Origin of the sequence: Mucilaginibacter pedocola (assembly GCF_002013915.1) — a bacterium.
Lineage (GTDB): Bacteria > Bacteroidota > Bacteroidia > Sphingobacteriales > Sphingobacteriaceae > Mucilaginibacter > Mucilaginibacter pedocola.
In genome coordinates this window covers 314,707-338,093 of record NZ_MBTF01000034.1, presented here as the reverse complement: position 1 = coordinate 338,093, position 23,387 = coordinate 314,707, and the positions used below count along the sequence as shown (strand labels likewise).

24 protein-coding genes are annotated in these 23,387 nt (G+C 45.0%); 14 read left to right on the top strand and 10 right to left on the bottom strand.

All coding sequences use genetic code 11. The annotated features are described in order from the left end of the window. Window positions 1-159: 159 nt before the first annotated feature. The 8 genes from BC343_RS21990 to BC343_RS21955 form a co-directional block, all read right to left on the bottom strand. On the bottom strand, window positions 160-651 hold the full coding sequence (locus tag BC343_RS21990) for a hypothetical protein (protein WP_078349938.1): 492 nt from the start codon (window positions 649-651) through the stop codon (window positions 160-162). A gap of 17 nt (window positions 652-668) precedes the next feature. Next, window positions 669-1,775, bottom strand: a complete 1,107-nt coding sequence (locus tag BC343_RS21985) for a hypothetical protein (RefSeq protein ID WP_078349936.1) — start codon at window positions 1,773-1,775, stop codon at window positions 669-671. A 51-nt stretch (window positions 1,776-1,826) separates the two neighbouring features. After that, window positions 1,827-2,381, bottom strand: a complete 555-nt coding sequence (locus BC343_RS21980; protein ID WP_078349935.1) for an RNA polymerase sigma factor — start codon at window positions 2,379-2,381, stop codon at window positions 1,827-1,829. A 62-nt stretch (window positions 2,382-2,443) separates the two neighbouring features. Next, window positions 2,444-2,905 carry a thioredoxin-dependent thiol peroxidase gene (gene bcp / locus BC343_RS21975; protein WP_078349934.1) on the bottom strand — a complete coding sequence of 154 codons (462 nt, stop codon included), beginning with the start codon at window positions 2,903-2,905 and terminating at the stop codon, window positions 2,444-2,446. A 57-nt stretch (window positions 2,906-2,962) separates the two neighbouring features. Further along, window positions 2,963-3,475: a hypothetical protein gene (locus BC343_RS21970; protein ID WP_078349933.1), complete on the bottom strand. Its 513-nt coding sequence runs from the start codon at window positions 3,473-3,475 to the stop codon at window positions 2,963-2,965. Beyond that, window positions 3,475-5,232 carry a M23 family metallopeptidase gene (locus BC343_RS21965; RefSeq protein WP_078349932.1) on the bottom strand — a complete coding sequence of 586 codons (1,758 nt, stop codon included), beginning with the start codon at window positions 5,230-5,232 and terminating at the stop codon, window positions 3,475-3,477. Before BC343_RS21965 ends, BC343_RS21970 begins: the two co-directional genes overlap by 1 nt. A 352-nt stretch (window positions 5,233-5,584) precedes the next feature. Next, window positions 5,585-6,196: a fumarylacetoacetate hydrolase family protein gene (locus tag BC343_RS21960; RefSeq protein WP_078349931.1), complete on the bottom strand. Its 612-nt coding sequence runs from the start codon at window positions 6,194-6,196 to the stop codon at window positions 5,585-5,587. Between the two features lie 202 nt (window positions 6,197-6,398). Continuing rightward, window positions 6,399-6,899 (bottom strand): T9SS type A sorting domain-containing protein, encoded by a 501-nt coding sequence (locus BC343_RS21955; protein WP_078349930.1) that lies wholly within the window; start codon window positions 6,897-6,899, stop codon window positions 6,399-6,401. A gap of 836 nt (window positions 6,900-7,735) precedes the next feature. Between BC343_RS21955 and BC343_RS21950 the strand changes: the two genes are divergently transcribed. Both BC343_RS21950 and BC343_RS21945 read left to right on the top strand, forming a co-directional pair. Continuing rightward, window positions 7,736-9,697 (top strand): KUP/HAK/KT family potassium transporter, encoded by a 1,962-nt coding sequence (locus tag BC343_RS21950; protein ID WP_078349929.1) that lies wholly within the window; start codon window positions 7,736-7,738, stop codon window positions 9,695-9,697. Between the two features lie 116 nt (window positions 9,698-9,813). Further along, complete coding sequence (locus BC343_RS21945) at window positions 9,814-10,722, top strand: serine hydrolase (protein ID WP_078349928.1); 909 nt, start codon at window positions 9,814-9,816, stop codon at window positions 10,720-10,722. A gap of 1 nt (window position 10,723) precedes the next feature. On the opposite strand, the gene BC343_RS21940 is transcribed toward BC343_RS21945, so the two are convergent. Continuing rightward, on the bottom strand, window positions 10,724-11,212 hold the full coding sequence (locus BC343_RS21940) for a VOC family protein (protein WP_078349927.1): 489 nt from the start codon (window positions 11,210-11,212) through the stop codon (window positions 10,724-10,726). Between the two features lie 199 nt (window positions 11,213-11,411). Here BC343_RS21940 and yihA point away from each other — a divergent pair, with 199 nt between their 5' ends. The 10 genes from yihA to BC343_RS21890 all read left to right on the top strand — a co-directional run bounded on the left by yihA (window position 11,412) and on the right by BC343_RS21890 (window position 20,661). Continuing rightward, on the top strand, window positions 11,412-12,050 hold the full coding sequence (gene yihA, locus BC343_RS21935; RefSeq protein ID WP_078349926.1) for a ribosome biogenesis GTP-binding protein YihA/YsxC: 639 nt from the start codon (window positions 11,412-11,414) through the stop codon (window positions 12,048-12,050). 155 nt (window positions 12,051-12,205) lie between these two features. Beyond that, window positions 12,206-13,108: a helix-turn-helix domain-containing protein gene (locus BC343_RS21930; RefSeq protein ID WP_078349924.1), complete on the top strand. Its 903-nt coding sequence runs from the start codon at window positions 12,206-12,208 to the stop codon at window positions 13,106-13,108. Between the two features lie 78 nt (window positions 13,109-13,186). Then, window positions 13,187-14,086, top strand: a complete 900-nt coding sequence (locus BC343_RS21925; RefSeq protein WP_078349922.1) for an oxidoreductase — start codon at window positions 13,187-13,189, stop codon at window positions 14,084-14,086. Window positions 14,087-14,384: 298 nt separating this feature from the next. Then, window positions 14,385-15,239, top strand: coding sequence for a UbiA-like polyprenyltransferase (locus BC343_RS21920; protein WP_078349920.1), 855 nt, complete (start codon window positions 14,385-14,387; stop codon window positions 15,237-15,239). After that, complete coding sequence (locus BC343_RS21915; protein WP_078349919.1) at window positions 15,227-15,832, top strand: Crp/Fnr family transcriptional regulator; 606 nt, start codon at window positions 15,227-15,229, stop codon at window positions 15,830-15,832. The genes BC343_RS21920 and BC343_RS21915 overlap by 13 nt, the downstream gene beginning before the upstream one ends. A gap of 189 nt (window positions 15,833-16,021) precedes the next feature. After that, the gene (locus BC343_RS21910; RefSeq protein WP_078349918.1) at window positions 16,022-16,951 is read left to right on the top strand and encodes an NAD-dependent epimerase/dehydratase family protein; all 930 of its coding nucleotides are present in this window, start codon (window positions 16,022-16,024) and stop codon (window positions 16,949-16,951) included. Between the two features lie 52 nt (window positions 16,952-17,003). Next, window positions 17,004-17,501: a hypothetical protein gene (locus BC343_RS21905; protein ID WP_078349917.1), complete on the top strand. Its 498-nt coding sequence runs from the start codon at window positions 17,004-17,006 to the stop codon at window positions 17,499-17,501. Between the two features lie 98 nt (window positions 17,502-17,599). Continuing rightward, complete coding sequence (locus BC343_RS21900; protein ID WP_078349916.1) at window positions 17,600-19,300, top strand: M3 family oligoendopeptidase; 1,701 nt, start codon at window positions 17,600-17,602, stop codon at window positions 19,298-19,300. A gap of 57 nt (window positions 19,301-19,357) precedes the next feature. Further along, a complete protein-coding gene (locus BC343_RS21895) occupies window positions 19,358-19,867 on the top strand; it encodes a glycosyl-4,4'-diaponeurosporenoate acyltransferase CrtO family protein (protein WP_078349915.1) in 510 nt (169 codons plus the stop codon). A 134-nt stretch (window positions 19,868-20,001) separates the two neighbouring features. Continuing rightward, window positions 20,002-20,661, top strand: a complete 660-nt coding sequence (locus tag BC343_RS21890) for a hypothetical protein (protein WP_078349914.1) — start codon at window positions 20,002-20,004, stop codon at window positions 20,659-20,661. On the opposite strand, the gene BC343_RS21885 is transcribed toward BC343_RS21890, so the two are convergent. Continuing rightward, window positions 20,658-21,326: a phosphatase PAP2 family protein gene (locus tag BC343_RS21885; protein ID WP_078349913.1), complete on the bottom strand. Its 669-nt coding sequence runs from the start codon at window positions 21,324-21,326 to the stop codon at window positions 20,658-20,660. The genes BC343_RS21890 and BC343_RS21885 overlap by 4 nt on opposite strands. Window positions 21,327-21,409: 83 nt before the next feature. On the opposite strand from BC343_RS21885, the gene BC343_RS21880 reads away from it, so the two are divergent. Then, window positions 21,410-23,119 (top strand): amino acid permease, encoded by a 1,710-nt coding sequence (locus BC343_RS21880; RefSeq protein ID WP_078349912.1) that lies wholly within the window; start codon window positions 21,410-21,412, stop codon window positions 23,117-23,119. 70 nt (window positions 23,120-23,189) lie between these two features. Beyond that, window positions 23,190-23,381: a DUF433 domain-containing protein gene (locus BC343_RS21875; RefSeq protein WP_078349911.1), complete on the top strand. Its 192-nt coding sequence runs from the start codon at window positions 23,190-23,192 to the stop codon at window positions 23,379-23,381. Window positions 23,382-23,387 lie beyond the last annotated feature (6 nt).

The window sequence follows — 23,387 nt, the reverse complement described above, 5'->3', positions numbered from 1 at the left end:
TTGTTCATTGGTGTTTTAGAGGCCTATGAACAGTGGTACTATGCGGGTAAAATTAAGGGTTTAAAATGAAAGAGGACGGCAAACGGGGCTTTAAAATCAGCAACAAAAGCTAACCCGCTATCCACCAATGAACTAATGGCCAATGAACAAGTGAACTAATTAATTGCCTGCTCTGATGCTGCGTTCGCTGAGTTGTTTGATCACCTCATCATTAAAGGCGCGTTCGCTTTTGTAGAGGATGCTTATTTTGGATGATGGAATGATCTTTAAAAACTCATCCAGATACTTCTTTTTGATAGTAAGCATCTGGTTGTCGTAATAAAGTTCCTTATCAATCTGGGCGCTGCCAGATGCACTGGTGCTGTTGATACGTTTCAGTATGCGCACGGCCTTTAGTTCTTCCTGGTATTGATGGTACAGCGGCCAAAACTTATCGGCTTCGTCATCGGTAAGGTCCAGTTGCTGCGAAAGGAATTTATCGCGCGCAGCCTCTATTTTTTTGCCTAGACCCTTGTTACCCCCTGGTTGTAAATTGCGTTTTACGCCATTGGTGGGCACCAGGCTATTGGTAGGTATTTGCGCAGATACTTCGTAGCCCGCTGTTGCGGCAATAAATAATACAATAAAAATATATCTGAACAATTTACTCATTACTTACGGGTAGCATTTTAATTAACATCAATATAGTCGCTCAGGTCTTCGGCCAGCGCTTTGGTGTTAATTTGTTTATCATCCTGTATCAAACCGGTTGCGTCGCCGGCATCAACATTTAGCTCAAGGTAATCTCTTATTTCGTCAACAGGCACATTGGCCAGCTCGCTGTGCAGCAAAGTATGCTGATGCGCCGCCGGTTGCCCGGGTACAATAACCTGCGAGCCGTTCTGGCTTAGAAAGGCACCTGCGCCAACAATAAGAGCAAGGCAGGCAGCGGTAGCATACTTAAAGCTATTGCTGGCAAATAGCTTGCGCACAATGGTTTTACGTATAACTTCTTCCTTGTTTCCGGTTTTTTTAAGAATGTCGCGGTTAAGCGCCTCAAAATAACCATCCGGAACGGCAAAGCCCGCTTCTTTTTCTTCTAATAGTTCGTCTACAGCAATGCGGGCAGTTATTTGCTGCTGCATGTTTTCAAAGTACCCATCAGGCACCGTAAAAAAATCTTCGCCACCGGCAGCCTCCTCAATAGCCACACGGCTTTGAATTTTGCTGGTCAACTCATCAAAATAACCGGCAGGCATAGCAAAAGCTTCTTCTTCTGCCGCAATTTCTATATTTATACGGCTGGTAATATTAGCCGAAAGTTCGTCAAAATAACCCGCGAGTACTGCAAAAGTTTCCTCTTCTGCCTCTGTTTCAATATTCACGCGGCTGGTAATATTAGCCGAAAGCTCGTCAAAATAACCGGTAGGCAAAGCAAAGCCATGGTTCTCCGCCCCGGCATCAACCTCAATATTTATACGGCTGTTGATGTTGGCCGTCAACTCGTTAAAGTAATTTGCAGGCAATGCAAACCCGGTTTCTTCCGCGTTTGCGCCCACGCCAATATTTATCCTGCTGTTGATGTTTGCCGAAAGCGCATCAAAATAATTTGCAGGCACCGTAAATCCATTTGCCGGGCCAGTACTTTTTAATTCATCTAATTTCACTAACGATAAAATGCGCTGCTCGGCTTCATCGAAATAGGCAGACGGCACTGTAAACGGGTTATTTCGGGTAAACCGTTTAAGTGACATTTCTTCGTCGCCCCACTCCTTATTCTCCATATCGCTTTTCATACTCCCTTATAGATGAATAAAATTACCAAAGGTTTAACGTTAATTCAAAATTTAATCAGAATTGGTAACAAAAGCTTCTATCTTCTTCACGGCCAGGTGGAACGACGCTTTCAGCGCGCCCACGCTGGTGCCCAGCACTTCGCTTATCTCTTCGTACTTCATATCTTCAAAGTACTTCATGTTAAATACCAGGCGTTGCTTATCCGGCAGTGTTAATATAGCTTCCTGCAGTTTGCGCTGTATCTGGTCGCCGGTAAAATGGTCGCTAGCCGATAGTGTGTCCGCTAACTCGTAATCCACCTCATCCAGCGGGATGTTATTTTTTTGCTTCTTTTTATTTAAAAAGGTAATGCACTCGTTTGTGGCAATGCGGTACATCCAGGTGTATAGTTGCGCATCGTTACGGAAACCCGGCAGGTTCTTCCATATTTTTACGAACACATCCTGCGTAATATCGTCGGCATCATCATGGTCTATCACCATGCGGCGTATATGCCAGTATATCTTTTGCTGGTACTTTTTCAGCAGCATGTTAAATGCTTCGTTGCGGGTTTTCTCTTCCCTAAACTTGCTCAGTATCTCTTCGTCTTCTGCCTGTATGGCCATTTATCAAAATTTATCTTTAAATAAATATAAAGCTTTTTTGTTTTAATATGTTTGGCTGACGGTTATTTTACCAGGTCCAACACCTGTTGCGACGATGCCTTGGTATCCACTTTATCTATCACGTGGTCGATAATGCCATCGCCATTTATAACAAAAGTAGTGCGCGCGGTGCCCATATACTTTTTGCCATACATATTCTTTTCTTTCCAAACATCATAAGCTTCAACAATGCTGTGGTCGGTATCGGCTATCAATGTAAAAGGCAGGCTGTATTTGGTTTCGAATTTTTTATGCGACTTCTCATCGTCAACACTCACGCCGATAACGTCATAGCCTTCTTTCAGCAACGACTGATAGTTGTCCCTAAAATCGCACGACTCGGCGGTGCAGCCCGGGGTGTCATCCTTAGGGTAAAAATAAAGGATGATCTTCTTACCTCTGTGGTCGGCTAAAGAAACCTCTTTGCCGTTTTGGTCCTTCGCTGTAAAATCGGGGGCTTTATCGCCTGCTTTAAGAGTTGCCATAGGTTATCGTGTAAATTCGGCTGTAAATATCAAGATATTCTCCGCTTTATTTAATTTTTAGCGAAAATGTTTTGCTACCGCCCTGCATTTTATGTAGTTATAAAACCCGTCGAAATACCACAGTCCGTCTTTAAATACCGTTTGGCCGTTGATGTAGGTTCTATCATCATCAATGATCCCTATTATTAATTTGCTCCTGTGATTTGAGGTCTCAGGGCTTCCGCCTGTTATTAACGGTTTATTTACCACCCAGTGCTTAACGTTAGGATACTTCTCTTTGAGTAGCTCAATAATAAGTTCAGAGCTGTTGCTGTTAACGCTCACCAATTTATTACGGAAGTATAAATTAAACAGCATGAACACAGCCAGCAAGCCAACCACAATACTAAATAGTGGTGTTGTTTCGTCTTGTGGCTGCCGAAAGAAGATGAGCCTGATGGCAAATGAAAGAATCATTGCTACAAAGAAATACATCAAAGTATATTCAATTAAAAGCGTACCGTTGATCTTGCGAACAACGCGTTTTGCTTTGATGCTTTTGTGGATAATGATCTGGCTTGGACTCAACATTATCTTGTGAACTCTGCAGTAAATGTACTGCTATTATTTTTTGCGTCAACTACCGTAAACTCAAAAGTATGCTTTCCGGGAGCAATATCATTGGTGAAATTGTAGCTCAATATCTTGGTTTTATAGCTGCGTTCAACCAGCACCCACTTACCATCTATTTTACCGTTATAGCTTTTTATGCCAGATAGGTTATCGCTCATGCGCAGGCGTATGGCGCTGATGCCTTTCATGCTACTGCCGTTATGGATGTTGATGGGCGTAATAATCGGCGGCACCGTATCAACCTTCACATAAAAATCGCCAAAGGTTTTGGCATCTGCCTTTACAAAGCCGTTGATGTACTCGCCACCAATACTGCCGGCTGCCTCACTTACAATGACTGCCTTGTCGGTATATTTTCCAAGGCTGATGTCGGGTTTTATCCAAACCTCATAGCTGTCGTGTATCGGTGTGAACCTGTTATGGAGGCGATGGGTAACCGAATAAGCCCCCGGTTTGGCTGCCAGCGATGCGTATTGGAAATCGAGGTTATCATACAAATTGCCTACGGGTATTAACACTTTCAGGCGGTCGGTAGTAAACTCGCCGAGGTCGTTATAATACATCATTTTGCCGGTAGGCGGGGCGGGAGGCTGGTTAGCGGCAACGGCGCTTGATTGTACTTTTACCTTTACGGTTGATATATTCCCTGCAACATCTTTACATAAAAATTCCACATCGTGCACCTCGTTATCGTTAAAGGCGATGATGCCCCTGTTTATCGATTGCGGGTATAAACTAATGCGGCTGCCTGGCATAATAAAGCACTTTTGTATCATGCGGCGGCTGGTTAAAAACGTAGGGTAGTCGGTATAGGCATTAACGGCATGTGTTTGGTCGAACGCGAAACGTTCAACAGCAAAAGTGTAAACCGTGCGCCCGTCCAGCTTTAGTTCGATAGAGTAAACGCCATTATGATTATGCGAGGCACTGTTTTGATCCGTAACGGCAATGCCGAAGCCTGTGTTGCCGCTTAGCTGTAATACTTTGGGCACGGTGAGGTGGTAATTGCCCGCCGCTCCGGTTACGCCTAAAAACTCCTTGGGTGTTTTCTCGCTGAAGGGGTTGCCGTTGAGGTGATAAACGCCAATGGCGGTAATAGTTGGCGGAACGTCGTCGGGTATGGTAAGCCCGAACAATTGCGGGTTAATGGTTTCTTCGGTAGCGGTATCGCGCAATTCGAAGTGCACGTGCGGGCCGGCCGAGGCTCCCTCGTTGCCTGATATAGCCACTACATCGCCCTTTAGCACTTTAAAGGTTCCGGGCGGCACGGCGATGTCTGCCTCGAAAGTTTGGTTTTTGTACTGGTACTCGCGGATGTATTTGAATACCTCGGGTGTAAAACTTTGGATATGCCCGTAAACGGAGGTGTAGCCGTTGGGATGCGTAATATATAACGCTTGCCCAAAGCCGCCGAACTGTATGCGCAAACGCGAAACATACCCATCGGCAACAGCGTGCACAGGGTAGCCCGTGCGTTGCATGGTTTTAAAATCTAACCCCGAATGGAAATGGTTTGGCCTTAACTCGCCGAATGAGCCTGCAGTGGTAGGTGCAAGGTCTAAAGGGTAGCGGAAATAGCCTTGCGGGTATTGTTTGCTTTGGATGATATCCTGGGCTTGTGTTAATGAGCTTATTAATAGCAGTACTAAAATAGCTGCGAAGGTTTTGCAATTCTGCTTTTGTATTCTATATCGGCTGCACGGTCGAACTCGCATACTTTTTATTGAATTTTTTATTTAACGGTGTGTTGTCCGTTTTGTTGGCGATGTTTTCACGCAAAGACGCAAAGGTTTATTTTTCTTTTTTCTGTGCCGTAGCGATGGGTTTTAAACCCATCGCTACAATTTCTTTACGCCGTGCCGGGTGTCCACGCCCGGCGCAATAACGTTTGTAAGCGTCCACGCTTACGGATAATTTTACGAAGGTAAGCGTGGACGCTTACAAATGATCTCATATAGGCGTGGACGCCTGGATGGGCGGTGGGCTTTAATAATATCGAACGCCGAATGTTGAATATCGAATAATGAAGTACTTCGAAATTCGGTGTTCGATATTCATCATTCGATATTACTTCACTTGAAAGTCCAGCATCTTTTCTCCCTCCAAATAGCCTTCCAGCCTGTCGCCAATGGCTACTTTGCCCACGCCTTGTGGGGTGCCGGTAAATATCAGGTCGCCTTTTTTTAGGGTGATGTATTGCGAAACAAAAGCTATTATACGTTCGAACGAAAAAAGCAGGTCTTTGGTGTTGCCTTCTTGCTTTGTTTCGCCGTTGATGTCCAGCTTAAAGCTTAAATTGCATAGGTCCGCAAATTGGCTTTTGGGCAAAAAGTTGCTTACAGGTGCCGAGCCATCAAATGCTTTGGCCAGTTCCCAGGGCAGGCCTTTTTCTTTGTGTTTGGCCTGTATATCGCGTGCGGTAAAGTCAATGCCCAGGGCTATCTCATCGTAATAGTTAGCAGCAAATTTCTCGCTGATGTGCTTGCCTTCCTTACAAACCTTTAGTACCAATTCTATCTCGTGGTGTATATCCTGCGAAAATTCAGGGTGATAAAAGGGTTTATTCTCTTTCAGCAGGGCGGTATCGGGCTTCATAAATATTACCGGCACGGTTGGCACCGGGTTATTCAGTTCTTTAGCGTGCTCGGCGTAGTTGCGGCCAATGGCGATTATTTTCATGAGTTAAAACGTATAACCCCAAAGCTAAAAATTATATGCCCTAACAAAAGAGAGTAGGAAAAATTGCGTTGTAAAAATTCTGTTTGCGAGTTAAGAGGCAGATAGCTTTTTAATATCGAATAATGAATTTCGAATACCCAACGCCGAAGTTTTACTTCATCATTCGATATTCAGTGTTCGGTGTTCGAAATTTAAATGGGGCTTACAGTACCGATATCCTCTTATTGATAGATTCGGTACCTACGTTTATGCGCAGGAAGTAAAAGCCGCGGCTTAATTTGCTGTTTACCGGGTAGGTAATGCTTTGCTCACCAACTTCTACCCGTTGCGAGAACAGGGTAAGTACATCGTTACCTAATACATCCATCACCTTAATATTCACAAATGCCTCGCGCGATACAGTATACTTTACGTTAAGTATCTCGTTCACCGGGTTAGGGTAAACTTGTACATTGCTCAGTAATTTATCGTCGGGGCGGGGTACGTAAACCTTGGTGTTTGATATTACGGCAGGCTTTATAGGCGGCAGCGATAAATGCAGGATGTTTTTGTTGATGGGTTTTGCTTTGCCTTTATTGATATACTTCAGGTACGAAGTGTCTGATTTTTGGGCAACAACTCCCTTTGCAAAGGCTACGTTCACCATTACGGCAAGCAGCGCTAAAGCTATCCAGGAATTAATTTTTGTAAACTTTTTACCCATATCAATATTATCTGCAAAAGTATAAATATTGTTCGCTACAAATCAGTAATGTAACCGATAATTAAATAGTTTTAACAATTTTTAACAATATAAGCATTTGTGCATTCATTTTCACAAACTTATAATATCAGACTTATACGCTAACTGATAGTTTAAGTTGGTAAATAATATTTAACATAGGGTGGTAGTTTTCCACACGGGCACATGGCCCACTGTTGCAACATCATAAAAACATGCCGCCGCACGCAGAATTTGTTGGGTGATGGGGCATGGGCTACTCCCAAAATGCGTAAGCGCTCCCGAAATTAAATTGTAAGTTTTACAAGTTGAGGCGGCTTTTATAAGCCGCAATTAAAAATTATGCAAAACCTAAGCGGCGTGTACGAATTATCGCTAAATATTAACGTTGCCGATATACAGTTTTAAAATAACGGTTGTGCTAATGTAATTTTTATAAATTTGTGGACTTTTTATAACAAGGTGTCGAGTCACAAAAAATTACAAAAACTAAAGGCCGATGGGCCACCAGTTAGTTTGGAAATAATGAACGGTTCAGCCGTTACTCCACCGGTATATACTGCCAAAACCACAAGTACCAGCAAAACCTTTGGCCAATAAATTACCGCAGGGCAATGTTAGCCCCGTGCTTAATGGCTATTGGCTATATATGAGTGGTAAGGCTTGCGGCATTATATGTAAAAAGTTGCGTAAGTAAAGTACTGCCTCTGTAGGGCAGCCATTATAGTGCCTGCCCCGGCATAGGGGCTTTATCACAAAACAAAAGGCCCGCCTAAACAAACAAGGGCTTTTTGCTGTATTTTTTAAATAGAATAATCGTGTCGAATCACAAAGATCTGCAAAAACTTACCGCGGCAGGGCTGCTGATAAGTTTAGGTATTATTTATGGCGATATAGGTACATCGCCGCTTTATGTATTTAAAGCTATTATTGGTACCGAGGGCAACAATTTATCGTTACCCATTTCTCAAACACTGGTACTTGGCGGCGTATCCCTCATTTTTTGGACGCTAACGCTTCAAACGACCATTAAATATGTAGTAATAACACTTCGGGCGGATAACAAAGGCGAGGGGGGCATTTTTTCGCTGTTCTCGCTGGTGCGCCGTAAAGCTAAGTGGCTTATAGTACCGGCCGTAATAGGTGGTTGTGCATTGCTTGCCGATGGTATCATTACCCCGCCGATCACCATATCTTCTGCCATAGAGGGCTTGCAAACCTATTACCCGGGGCTGCCTACAATGCAGATCGTTATAGCCATTATAACGTGCCTATTCATCATACAGCAATTTGGAACATCGCTTGTTGGTAAAGCATTTGGGCCGATCATGTTCATTTGGTTTACCATGATGGGTGTTTTGGGTATTATGTATATTGCGCAAATGCCTATGGTTTTAAAGGCGCTCAACCCTTATTACGCAGTGGTATTGCTTACCAGTAATTATAATGCTTTCATCATATTAGGTGCGGTGTTCCTGTGTACTACGGGTGCCGAGGCCTTATATTCCGACCTTGGGCACTGTGGGCGCAAAAACATCCAAATAAGCTGGATATATGTAAAAGCCTGCCTTATATTGAATTACCTTGGGCAGGCCGTTTGGTTGTTGCAGCGCGAAGGGCAGCAGGTGGATATAAGTAAGCAAAACCCCTTCTTCATGATCATGCCCGAAGGCTTCCTTATATTTGGTATAGGTATAGCTACTATTGCGGCCATTATTGCATCTCAGGCATTAATATCGGGTTCGTTTACGCTGATAGCCGAGGCCGTGAGGCTGAACCTTTGGCCAAAGGTGCGCATCAATTACCCGAGCGAACAAAAAGGGCAATTATATGTGCCCAGCGCTAACTGGTTGCTTTGTGCAGGCTGTATTGGTGTGGTATTGCTTTTTCAGCACGAGGCACGTATGCAAGCCGCTTATGGTTTAAGTATCACTATGGCCATGCTGATGACTACCATCCTGGTGTCGAAATTCCTGCAGCGCCGTAAGGTGCCGGCATATATCATCGGCATATTTCTGGCGGTTTATTTATTGATAGAAGGTACATTTCTACTGGGCAACCTGCACAAATTCCTCGAAGGGGGGTGGTTCACTCTGTCGATCGGCTTCTTATTGTTCGTGGTGATGTGGACATGGCACATTGCCCGCAAGATCAAGAACCGCTATGTGAAATTCATTGAGATAGACGATTACTACAACATCATCAAAGAGATGAGCGAAGACGAGAGTGTGCCTAAATATGCTTCGCAGCTGATCTACTTAACCAGCGCCAACTTTAATTCGGAAGTAGAATCGAAGATCATTTATTCCATCCTGCAAAAGCAACCCAAACGTGCCGATGTTTACTGGCTGGTACACGTAGATGTAGTGGATGAACCTTACAAAAGCGAGTACGAGGTAGACCACCTGATACCGGGCAAGCTTATCCGTGTAGATTTTAAGCTGGGCTTTAGGGTAGAGCAGCAAATAAACTTATTGTTCCGCCGTGTGGTGGAAGACCTGGTGAAGAATGGCGAGGTTGATATTACCAGCACCTACAAATCGTTGAACAAACATAAAATTGTGGGTGACTTCCGCTTTGTGGTGATCGAAAAGGTGCTGTCGCGCTCGCATAACCTTTCGTTCTACGAGCGGGTGGTGATGTTTATTTACTCATACCTGAAACGCGTAAGCCTCTCAGAAGAGCGCAACTTTGGCCTCGACCTGAGTTTTGTTACCGTAGAAAAAGTACCACTTATGCTAACCTCGCCCGAAACGGTGAAGTTGACGCGGGTGGTTTAATTGATATTATTTTGAATGGGAAGGGTTGCTTTAGGGCAGCCCTTTTTTGTTGGTAGGCATTGAAATGCTTCTCTAAATAAAAAGTGCTACTTTAGGATGGTAAACCCTTTTCAGTTATGAAATACCTTTTCCTCGCCCTTATTCTGATATTCTCCACCGCAACCTTCGCGCAAACCGATAGGAAGCTAACCGCCCAATTGCAGGAAGCAGTGAAAGGCTTTAATGGGCAGGTAGGTATTTACGTGCATAATTTAAAAACCGGTAAAACCGCGGCTATTAATCAGGATACTTTGTTCCCCACTGCCAGCATGATCAAGGTGAGCATACTGAGCGGGTTGATGGATAAGATAGAGAAAGGCGAACTGCGGTACAATCAAAAGCTGGGCTACCGCGATTCGTTACTGTATGCAGGGGAGGATATTTTAGGCTCGTTTAAGGATAAAGATACCATACAGCTAAGCAAGGTGGCCATGCTGATGATCACCATGAGCGACAATACGGCCAGCTTGTGGCTGCAAAAATTGGTGACCGGTACGCACATTAACAACTGGCTGGATAGTAATGGTTTTAAAAGCATGCGGGTTAACTCGCGTACGCCGGGCCGCGAGGCCTTCCGTAGCATATATGGCTGGGGCGTAACCACACCATACGAAATGTGCAAACTGTTTACCATGGTACGCAACGGGCAGGTTGTTAGCCCCGCAGCAAGCGAACGCATGGCCCGCACGCTCAACCGCATTTATTGGGATAACAACGCCCTTGCGCAAATACCGCCATATGTTCAATGCCTGTCTAAATCGGGCGCGGTGGACGAGTCGCGATCCGAAACGGTGCTGGTATATGCTCCGCACGGCGATTATGTATTCTCCGTTATCACCAAAAACAATAAAGACCAAAGCTGGACGCCCACGAACGAAGCATCCACCCTCATTCGCAAAGTGTCGGCCCTGTTATGGCACTACTACGAGCCGAAGGATAGCTGGAAACCCGCCCCGGGCATTGATAAGTACATGCTGAACGAATAAATTATTTCAGCAAGGCCAGTAGCCCTTCAACATCTAAACGGCGGGTGTACATGGTAAGGTTGCCGTGCTCGTCGGTTGGCCATTTGTCTTTTGGGCGGTCCCAATACAATTCCACGCCGTTGCCATCCGGGTCATCTAAATAAATAGCTTCTGATACGCCATGGTCCGATGCTCCGGTGAGCGGATATTGGGCATCTATCAATCGTTGTAATATTGCAGCTAAGTCTTTACGTTCGGGATATAGGATTGCCGTGTGAAACAGCCCCGGCGCGTATTCGGGTGCACGGCCGGCACCCTTGCTGTGCCAGGTATTCAGCCCAATGTGATGGTGATAGCCCCCAGCCGAAATAAAGGCCGCCTGGTCGCCGTACATGGTCACCAGTTCAAACCCTAATAACTGATTATAAAAAGCCAGCGATTTTTGTATGTCGCTCACCTTTAAGTGCACATGCCCAATGCGGGTTTGTGCCGGTATCTTATATTCGCTCATGTTATTCTGTTGTAATGTTGTAAATGTACAAGGTTTGTAGGTTATACCTATCACCACTCAGTCAATTTAAATGTTTAAACATTTAAATTAATCAATTTTCCCTTTTTTAACTTTTCCAACTCTTCTAACTTTTCCTAACCCTTTCCAACCCTTCTAACCTACCCCAACCATTAACTAAATAAAACCCTACCTTTGCGGCATGAATATTAAAACGGCAGATTTTGTTTGCAGCAACACGCAGGTATCGCGTTTGCCCTTACCTTTAAAGCCCGAGTTTGCTTTTATAGGCCGCTCTAACGTGGGGAAATCTTCGTTGATTAATATGCTGACGCAGAAAAAGGGGCTTGCAAAAACATCGCAAACGCCGGGCAAAACGCAGCTCATTAACCACTTTCTGGTGAACGAGCAGTGGTATATTGTGGATTTGCCGGGCTACGGTTATGCCCGTATATCAAAAAACAAAAAAGAAGACTGGAATAAATTCATCCGCAATTATTTAGATAAACGCGAGAGCCTGCAATGCGTAATGGTATTGATAGATAGCCGGCTGGAACCGCAGAAAATAGACCTGGAGTTTTGCAATTGGCTGGGCGAAAAAGGGCTGCCCTTTGTACTGGTATTTACCAAAGCCGATAAACAAAGCAGCATAAAAACCGACCAGAATGTAGCCAAATTCCGCAGGGCGATAATGAGTACGTTTGAAGAAGCGCCACAACATTTTGTAACCTCATCTGAAACGCTTTACGGCCGCGATGAAGTGCTGGAATTTATTGACGGCATCAATCGTAATTTTGAAGTACCGGTTTTTAATGAGGAGTATTATAAACCGGCGAAATAACGTCGAATTAATTTCCCCTCTTGAGAGGGGGCGCGATAGAAAGTGCGGCTGCAGGGTGTAACGACTTTGCAAAACCACTAACACACCCCTAACCCCTCTCAAGAGGGGAGCCATAGCTTACTATCATTTGGATTTGATTTCCGTACCTTTACCTTATGCCCAAGGTAATTGCTTTAAATACATTTTACCAATATTTTAACCAACAGATAGAAGGTCCCGAAAGCGATAGCGGGCGATTCAATATCTTTAGGGTGGAAGATACCCTGCTGCCCGGCAACAAGCCCGTTGCTTACACCCGCCGCGATTTTTATAAAGTGAGCCTGGTTACAGGGCACAATAAAATACACTATGCCGACCAAACCATCGAGGTGGATAATGGCGTATTGGTATTTACAAATCCGCTGATACCATTCTCCTGGGAGCGCATTGGCGACGGGCACAGCGGTTTTGTATGCATTTTTACTGAGGGCTTTTTTAGCCGCTCGGGCAATATTAAAGATTACCCCGTTTTTCAGAACGCCGCCTCGGCAGTAGTGCCTTTGAATGAAAACTTAGAACGCTTTCAGCATTTGTTCGCCCGGATGTATACCGAATTGCAAAGCGATTACGCTTATAAATACGATCTGCTGCGCAATTTACTGATGGAGGTAGTGCACGAAGCTTTAAAGCTGCAACCAGCCACAGGGCAACCCTTAACAGGCGCCAATGGTGCGGAACGGATAAGCACACTTTTCACCGACCTGCTCGAACGCCAGTTCCCAATAGATGCTACCGGCCAAACTCTCAAACTGCGGTACCCGGGAGACTTTGCTATGCAGATGAATATCCATGTAAACCATCTGAACAAGGCACTGAAAGAAACCACCGGCAAAACTACTTCGCAATTGATTGCCGATAGGCTACTTCGCGAAGCAAAATTGCTGCTAAAAAGCACCACGTGGACTATCAACGAAATTGCCTGGTGCCTTGGCTTTGAAGAACCCAACCACTTTTCCGCTTTTTTTAAAAGCCACGCGAAAACTACAGCTATGAAATTCAGGCAGCAGGCGTCGGTTTGATTTTTGTAGTTTTTGCTTTCATATCGGTATCCTCGCCCGTTTACTTACGCTCACCTTTGTAGTATAAATTTTACTACCATGTGGACTAAAAAAAACATACCAGACTTATCGGGCAAGACCATTATTGTAACCGGCGCAAATGCCGGCATAGGCTACGAAACCGCGCTGGCTTTGTACGAAGCAGGCGCACACGTTATCATAGCGTCGCGCGATGAAGCCAAAGCGGCAGAGGCGATAAGTAAGTTAGAAGCAACAGGCTGCAAAGGCTCGCTGGAGTTTATTGCCCTTAACCTTTCTAACCTCGGCGAGATAAAGCGATTTGCAGACGAGTTTAAAGCCAAACACACCCGATTGGATGTATTGATAAATAACGCGGGCGTTATGCTAACGCCTGCCTCCAAAACCGATGATGGCTACGAACTGCAATTCGGTACCAACCATATAGGGCATTTCGCACTTACAGGGCACCTGTACCCGGTACTTAAAGCTACCGAAGGCGCGCGCATTGTCACCGTAAGCAGTATGGCCTACCTGCGCGGTAGCATCAATTTCGATAATTTAAAGTCGGAGCAGGATTACGATGCCATGCGCGAGTATTGCCAAAGCAAACTGGCCAACGTCTTGTTTTCGCTGCAATTGCAGCGCAGGATAGATGCTGCCGGTGATGGCGTGTTATCGCTTGCTGTGCAGCCGGGTGCTAACAAAACCGAACTGGCCCGCTATATGGATAAAGCAGTTTACGACGCTGCCGTAAAACGCACTGGCCCGCTAATGGAACCATGGCAGGGCGCGCTGCCATCATTATACGCTGCCGTGGAGCCTGCCGCTAAACCTTATGTACTTTACAGCCCCGACCAGGACGGCGGCTACCGCGGCTACCCCGCTGAATTTGAAATTACATCAGGTGGGAGGGATGAAGTTATTGCCCAACGGTTATGGGAATATAGTGAGAAGGAGACAGGCGTGGTGTATCCGTAACATGCTGTAACGTAAATATCGCGTGGCTATTAACTCACCCCGAATGCGCTCCGCTGTTCGACCCTCTCTTCCTGCGGAAAAGAGGGTGAGCTACAATAAGTTTCGCTAACCCTCTTTACGGAGTAGAGAGGGTGGTCCAGCGATAGCGTCGGCGGGTGAGTTAACTCGCAGGCTTTATATGCAACCGTGTTGTAAATAAAACGCAGCCCATATCAACCACTGCGTTTTATTTAATTTTCAACGTATCTTTGCATCAAAAATAAGAGCCGCACAGGCTTGTGTTGCAGCCCTCGGATACATGAAAAAATACCTTTCCCTCGTAACGTTTACGCATACCATATTTGCCATGCCCTTCGCCTTCATTGGCTTCTTTTTGGCAGTAACCACAACCGATCACCCATTTTCTTGGCAAAAGCTGGTTATGATGGTGTTTTGTATGGTGTTTGCCCGTAACTCGGCAATGGCCTTTAACCGTTATCTCGACAGGAATATAGATGCTAAAAACCCCCGCACTAAACAACGCGATATACCGGCAGGGCGTATTAGTCCGGCTGCGGCTTTAACGTTTACGCTAAGCAATTGTGCGTTGTTTATACTTACTACCTGGTTCATCAATTCGTTATGCTTTTACCTTTCGCCGGTAGCTTTACTGGTGGTGTTGGGCTATAGCGCAACCAAGCGTTTCACGGCGCTTTGCCATATGGTTTTAGGTTTGGGTTTATCGTTAGCGCCTATCGGTGCTTACCTGGTAGTTACCGGGGCTTTCGCTTTAACACCTGTGTTCTTTTCGCTATCAGTTTTATGCTGGGTAAGCGGTTTCGATATCATCTATGCTTTGCAGGATGAGGACTTTGACCGTGGCGAAAACCTGCATTCTATACCTGCCTGGCTGGGTAAGGTGAACGCTTTAAGGTTGTCTACCGTGCTGCATGTATTTTCGGCGGCCTTTATTATGATGCCCGTGTTTTTTACCAATGTTGGTGTGTTGTATTACGTGGGCATCGCCTTTTTCTGCGCTATGCTTATCTACCAGCACCTGTTGGTGAAACCGAACGACCTGAGCCGCGTAAACATCGCCTTCATGACCACCAACGGCATTGCCAGCGTGGTGTTCGCGGCCTTCTTTTTAATGGATAGGGTATGGATGCGCTAACACAGGCCCAACTCGAGGCCTTCCGTAAAGGGTTGGAACCCTACGCGGTATTCAACGAGGCCGAGTGGATCGTGTTTACGCAATATATCAGCCTGCAAAACTTTAAAAAGAAACAGCTATTTGCCGAAGAAGGTAAAGTTTGTCAATATGTAGGCTTCGTTCTGAAAGGCTCGGTAAGGTATTACCACATTAAGGATGGTGCCGAAATAACCAATTACTTCAGCTTCGAGAACGATTTTGCCAGTAGTTATAAAAGCTTCCTCACCGGCGATACCGCTGTAAACTACATAGAAGCGTTAGAGCCAACGCAAATGATGCTCATCAGCAAGAAAAACCTCGACCAGATGCTGGCAAACCCCATGCTGGCCTATAAAATAGAACGCTTTGGCAGGCTGATAGCCGAACACTACCTCATTTGCTGCGAAGACCGCCTGTCGTCCTTTGTTACCCAAACACCCGAAGAACGCTACCTCAAACTCCTCGAAACCGGTCGCGACATACTCAAGCGCATGCCACAGCACTATGTAGCCAATTATCTTGGCATAACGCCGGTGTCTCTATCCAGAATACGGAAGCGGATACTCACTGTCTGAATCAGAATTTCCAGAATTTTAGAATTTTCAGAATGTAATACACCGTTCTCAGATATTACTGTAAAAAGATGTTTTAGTCTCATATCTCACGTCTCAATACTCATATCTAATTCCCATTTCCTTATCTTTTGTTAACGTTTTGCCTGCCTTAAGCGCTCTACATTTGTATCATACCAAAACAAAAAAGAAATGATACACACCATATTAGGAGCAGGCGGCCCGGTAGCCAATGCCCTCACCCGCGAGTTAGAAAGCCACAACGAAAACATCCGCCTGGTGAGCCGCCGCGAAATAAAAACCATGGGCAACACCACCTGGCAAAAAGCCGACCTCTTGGAACTTGATGAACTACGCAGGGCAACCAAGGGTTCGGGCATTATCTATTTATGCGCAGGTTTAGTTTATGATGCCGATATCTGGAAAGCGCAATGGCCCATCATTATTAAAAACGTAATAGCCGTTGCCAAAGAGAATAACGCCCGCCTGATATTTTTTGATAACGTATACATGTACGGACTGGTAAATGGCGCCATGACAGAAGAAACACCCTATAACCCCACCAGCGAGAAAGGCAAAGTTCGCGTAGGCGTGGCCAATGCTATAATGGACGAGGTAAAGGCAGGAACCCTGAAAGCCAGCATAGCCCGCGCGCCCGATTTTTACGGCACCGATAGCACCAACAGCTTTTTTGATATGATGGTACTGGCCAAATACGCCAAAAAACAAAGCGCGCAATGGATAGGTGATGCCAACACCAAACACTGCTTTATTTTTATTGAAGATGCGGGCAAAGCCATGTACCTGCTTGGCCAAAACCCCGATACCGATAACCAGGTATGGCACCTGCCCACCGCCCCGGCACTCACAGGCAAACAATTCATCGATATGGCGGCAGCTATCTATGATATCAAACCCAATTTCTTCAGCCTGAAAAAATGGATGCTATGGTTAATAGGCAAGTTTATGAAGGTTGTGGCCGGCACGGTGGAGATGTATTACCAGTATGACCATGATTACGTGTTCGATTCAACAAAGTTCGAGAAACGCTTTAATGTTAAACCAACGCCGTATCAAGAAGGGATAAAAAAGATGTCGGAGACGTTGTATAAGGCGGAATAGGAAAAGTTTGATTTGTTTATTTTGTTTAACTTTATGTTACTAAACATTATCAATGAGCATGCTACTCGAAATCCCCGTTATTCTCGGAATAAGTATTGAGGTTTATGTTATCTGGGCTGTATTGAATATCCCGTTTTATTTTATTTTTAAGAACGTATTTCGAAAACGCATTGGTGATAAAAGGAAACGTTCACTACTTATTTGGGCTTGTATGCTTGCTGCTGCTCCTGTTTTTTACGTGTTATTAGTAATAGGTTTTTTTGCCGCAATGGCATACTACCCTGATCGTGATTTTGACAGGGAGGGATGGAACACCAACAAAGACACGCGCTATGAATATTCTGAAAGCCTTATCGAAAGCAGAATGCTAATAGGCAAGACGAAAACGGAAGTGCGACGACTTTTGGGCGCAGACGAAGGTCGAGATAATGATAGTAGCTGGTGTTATGAACTTGGCTTTAAACCAGGATTCGGTAATATAGATCCGGACTATATGTGTATTAAATTTCTAAATGACAAGGTGGTTAGTGTTGAACAACACGAAGGTTAGTCAAAACATTTTTCCTTTATCTCAACATTTGCACATCATCCAAATCATCTGCACATTTGCAGATGTGTCCCGAACGTTCGGGACACATCTGAAAAACCATGATCCATAAAAAAACACGACACTATATCCCGGCCGATCTTGAAATTAAATGGGAAACGCTGGAACCTATTTACCAGGAATTGGTAGGCCGCCCTATTAATTCGGTTGAAGAGCTTGAACAATGGCTGAAAGACGGCAGCGAACTACAGGCCGCGTTGGAAGAAGATTTCGCATGGCGCTACATCAAAATGACCTGCGATACCATGAACCCCGACCTGCTGGAGAGCTTCCAGTACTTCGCTACCGAGATCGAACCTAAAACCGCGCCTTTCAACAATCAGCTTAATAAAAAGCTGGTAGAAAGCGAATACGTAGCCGACCTGAACGAAGAGAAATTTTACATTATGCTGCGCGCGGTAAAAAAATCTCTGGAGCTTTTCCGCGAGGAGAACATACCGTTGCAAACCGAGATACAGGTAGAGCAGCAGAAGTATCAGAGCATCACCGGCGCTATGTCGGTACATGTGGATGATAAGGAATATACCTTAGAGCAAGCATCTGTGTTTTTAAAAGGAACCAATCGTGCCAAACGCCAGGAGGTTTGGGAGAAGATAACCGCTCGTCGTTTACAGGAGAAAACCGTATTGGACACCCTGTTCGACCACCTGCGTGCCCTGCGCCACAAAGTTGCGCTGAATGCCGGTTTCGAGAACTTCCGCGACTATATGTTCCAGGCTTTAGGCCGTTTTGATTATACCCCGCAAGATTGCTACGCTTTCCATGCAGCGATCGAGACCGAGATCGTACCTATACTGCGCGAGCAGGCCGAGAAACGCAAAGAGGCCTTAGGCCTTGACGCTTTGAAGCCATGGGATATGGATGTTGATCCATCGGGCAGGGCCGCACTTAAGCCTTTCAGTAGCGGTGAGGACCTGGTAGAGAAATCTATCCAGTGCTTCAGCAATATTAACCGCTATTTGGGCGAGCGTTTAGAGATCATGAAAGATAACGGCTTGTTCGATGTAGAAAGCCGTAAGGGCAAGGCTCCAGGTGGTTATAACTACCCGCTGGCCGAAACCGGTGCGCCATTCATCTTCATGAACTCGGCGAACACCTTCCGCGACCTGACTACCATGGTGCACGAAGGTGGCCACGCGGTACACACCTTCCTGACTGCCGATTTGGAGCTGAACGATTTTAAACACTGCCCGAGCGAAGTAGCCGAGTTGGCCTCGATGTCGATGGAGTTGATATCGATGGATAATTGGGATGTGTATTTTGATAACGAAGAAGACCTGAAACGCGCCAAACGCGATCAGCTTGTTGATGTACTGAAAACCCTGCCATGGGTAGCTGTTGTAGACCAGTTTCAGCATTGGATATATACCAATCCCGATCACACGGCCGAAGAACGTACCGAGGCATGGCTAAAAATATACGAGCCGTTTGGTGCGGGCTTTGTTGATTGGAGCATTAACCCCGCTGCCGAGCAAAACCTATGGCAAAAACAACTGCACATTTTTGAGGTGCCGTTCTACTACATCGAATACGGAATGGCCCAGCTTGGCGCTATTGCCGTTTGGAAAAACTATAAAGAAAACCCCGAGAAAGGACTGCAGCAATACTTGGATGCCCTTAAATTGGGTTATACCAAAACCATCACCGAGATATACGAAACCGCAGGCATCAAGTTCGATTTCAGCGCTGGCTACGTAAAAGAGCTTGCCGAATTTGTGAAAGCGGAGATGGATAAGATATAGTACCTGCTGCAGATTTGACAACTTTTTAAAAGTTGTCAAATCTATACCGCAACGCCCATGAACCAGGCAGTAAACTTCTTCTGGACCATATTATGCTTCATCCCCGTGATAGGCTTTTGGTTCGCGGAAGGGCTTACTACCTGGTTTTATATTTTTTGCAGCATTAGCATTATCAGCTTGTTGATACCAGCACGGCTGTTGCAATTAAGCAATAGCCCTAAATTCTACGAAAAGCTGGGAGTGCGGGTCATCCGCAAATTTGTACAAAACGGCGACCTGGTGAAGCGCATCAGTAAAAACACCCGGCAACAATTAAGGGTGATCAAAGGGCGGGAAAGCGCCATTGGTTATAGCAGCACTATTGTAATGTATGAGCGTTACCACTTTTTGTGCTTTGTTTTCTTTTTGCTTACTACTGCCTTTGCCCTTTTTATCGGCAAGATACCAATAGCCATAATTATTTTGGTGGCTAATGTTATCTACAATATTTGTCCTATTTTACTACAACAATACAACCGAGCAAGATTGACACGGCTTTCTAAGGTAAAGGCTGCGTTAAAAGCGTAAAAACTTCTTTTTTGGCGTAGAAATGAGGTTTTTACCATAGCTTTTCAGAATATTCTTACTTAAATATTATAATACCTAACCCATATTTGGCACGGTTTTGAACCTTTGTTGTTTACAAAAGGTTAAATTAATATATGAAAAAGATACTGATGAGTTTAAGCCTGATGCTGTTGGCAGCAACGGGTTTTGCACAGGTTCCCTTCAAACCTGTAGAGATAGATAGCGCTGTTACGGTTTCGTTACCTGAAGGCTTTACAAAGAAAGATACCCTGGGCCAATCGATATACTCAGGTAAAACCAATATCGGTTACATGGTGGTTATACGCCAGCCAAATGCCAATAACAAACCGCTTAAAAAAGAGCGCGACCTGAATAATGTAATGAAGGATTATATAAAAGGCGTGAAAGGCCAGGCAGAAGGTTCGGATGCATTGAATGCACGCGACACCACCATTGGCCACCTGAAAGCAAAAGTGTTTACTTTGTCTACCGACCAGGGTGCCGGTGTACAGCTGCGTAATTTTATAGTGATATACACGCAGGATATTACCTATACTTTCGAGTATTATTACCAGCAAAACCGTGCCGATTTGATCAAGGACGAGTATAAGACATTTGCAAGTTCGATACAGGTTTCGCCAGAGTTACAACGTACCGACCAATACTTGTCTGATGCAAAAGGTATTTCGCCCGGCCTGATAGGTGGTGTGGTAGTAGGTGTTATAGTTATTGGTTCGATGGCCTTTTATATCAGCCGTCGTAACAGAAAATTAAGAGAGCAGTTAGAAAGCTAATCTTCGTGACGCTTCAAAAGCCCCCTGTGCCAACGGGGGGCTTTTATAAATTGTTTACTATCTATAAACCCTAACCATAGTATAGTAACAAAAGCCCCGATTGCCGAGCCGGCTGTAACATCCTCAAAAAAATGCTGGCTTAAATACATGCGCGAGTAACCCACCAGCATAGCAACCACCAACAAAACCGTTCCCCACATTTTGTTTTTGATAAGATAGGTTAGTACAACAGCTGCCGAAAAAGCCGTTACCGTATGCCCGGAAGGGAAGCTTTGTATGCCACCAACTATGTATACATCTTTCACAAAATGTATCTTGTTTAATTCGTTCTCGAAGTAAATCCTTGGGCGCGGGCTGTATACGGCGTACTTAATACCTTGCGCAAATATGGAAGTTACCAGGTAGCTGCTGGCTAACAAAAATGCATTGCGGTAATTGTATAATGCAATAACGGCAGCAATAATGATGATGGTGAGCCCGTCGCCGAGGTCGGTTACGTAAGGGGCTAAAATATCGCCGAGCTTATAGTAAGCCGCGTTTACCGTAAAATATATCTCGCGGCGGGTATAAAGTAGTTTAATGATCAAACAGCCGCTTAAAACTACAAGGTAGGGTATTAAAAAGTAACGTATCCTGAATAAAACCTCCCTAACGCCTGTTTTCATTGCCCACAAAGTAACGCATATAGTTTTTCAATGCAAAAAAATGGTTATGTTTGGTATGACGAACAAAAAACTGATCTTAAAAAATGTCGAAAAGCATCTTTCGCAAAAAGTCTGTAGCCAAAATTTTATCCGATGTTGAATGTGGTTTCAGCGATTCGGAACACCCCGGCAGCGCATCACAGCTCCAAAAAGAACTTAATGTAAAAGACCTTACCCTGATGGGTATAGCCGCCGTAGTTGGCGCGGGTATATTCTCTACCATAGGCGAAGCATCGTTTTACGGTGGCCCCGGCGTTTCTATCCTGTTCGTTATTACGGCCATTACCTGTGGTTTTTCCGCACTTTGTTATGCCGAATTTGCATCGCGCATACCAGTAGCGGGCAGCGCCTATACTTATGCTTATGCATCATTCGGTGAATTGATAGCCTGGATAATAGGTTGGGACCTATTGATGGAATATGCCATCGGCAACATTGCTGTAGCAATATCCTGGAGCACCTATTTCGTGAACCTTTTAGAAGGCTTCCACATCCACGTCCCCGAGTATCTTACCTTAGATTATTTTTCGGCCTTTAGGGCACATAGCTCCATTGCTGAGTTAACTGCAGCCGGAAAAACCGCCGAAATAACCGATGGGATGAAAGCGGCCGCTGCCGCTTGGGCAAATGCACCGGGTATTGGCGATATTAAATTTATAGCTAATCTGCCCGCGCTGCTTATTGTTATCATCATCACCTATTTGGTGTACGTGGGCATCCGCGAAACAAAAAAGGCTACCAACGCCATGGTAGTTTTAAAGGTGCTTATTGTAATTGCCGTTATCGCAATAGGTTTCTTTTATGTAACCCCGGCCAACTGGCATCCATTTATGCCAAACGGTTTTCAGGGCGTAATGAAGGGTGTTTCGGGCGTGTTCTTTGCTTACATTGGTTTCGATGCGATATCAACCACAGCCGAAGAATGCCAAAACCCGCAGAAGGATCTGCCGCGCGGCATGATCTATTCATTGGTGATCTGTACGGTTCTGTACATCCTGATATCGTTGGTGTTAACAGGTATGGTAAGCTACAAAGACCTGCAAGTGGGCGACCCATTGGCCTTTGTATTTGCTAAAGTTGGTTTGAAAAATATCAGCTATGTAATATCGGTAAGTGCCGTAATTGCCACGGCCAGTGTATTGTTGATATTCCAGTTGGGCCAGCCGCGTATCTGGATGAGCATGAGCCGCGATGGTTTGCTGCCTAAGGCTTTTTCGCGGATACACCCTAAATTCCGTACGCCATCGTTCGCTACTATTGTAACTGGTTTTGTGGTGGCTGTGCCTGCCCTATTTATGAACCTTACCGAGGTAACCGACTTAACCAGTATAGGCACCTTGTTTGCCTTTGTGCTGGTATGCGGCGGTGTTTTGCTAATGCCTCGCGAAGCCGCTGTGCAGGGGAAATTCCATTTGCCTTACGTTAACGCCCGCTACATAGCGCCAATAGTTTTCGCTGCCATCATTTACCTGTTTTGGGGTACTTTCCATACCATATTAGCCGGCGAGAACGTTCACGAGAAATTCCCTTTCTTCCTGTTCATACTGCTATCGGCAGGTTTAACCGTAGCTGCCGTAGTGAAGCAATTATCGCTGATACCTGTATTGGGCCTGCTGAGTTGTTTCTACCTCATGACGGAGCTTACCTACCAAAGCTGGATACGCTTTTTGGCCTGGCTGCTTATAGGGCTGGTGATATATGCAGTTTATGGATATAAGCATAGTGTGGTGGGGAAAGAAGTGGTAAAGAAGTAGTTTCTAAGCTATTTATACTCGCTATCTCTATAGCAAAAACAGTATTTGAATAAATTGTGTAAATTTGGATATGCATATTAACCAGGTAATTAGCATTGATTCAGAAGTTTTGAGCGGCCAACCGGTTTTCGCAGGTACACGTGTGCCTGTTGAATCCCGGTTCGATCACTTGGAAGCTGGTGTTACTTTGGATGAATTTCTGGAAGACTTTCCATCGGTTTTTAAGGAACAGGTCATTGCGCTATTAAACGTGGCTTCATAAACCCCT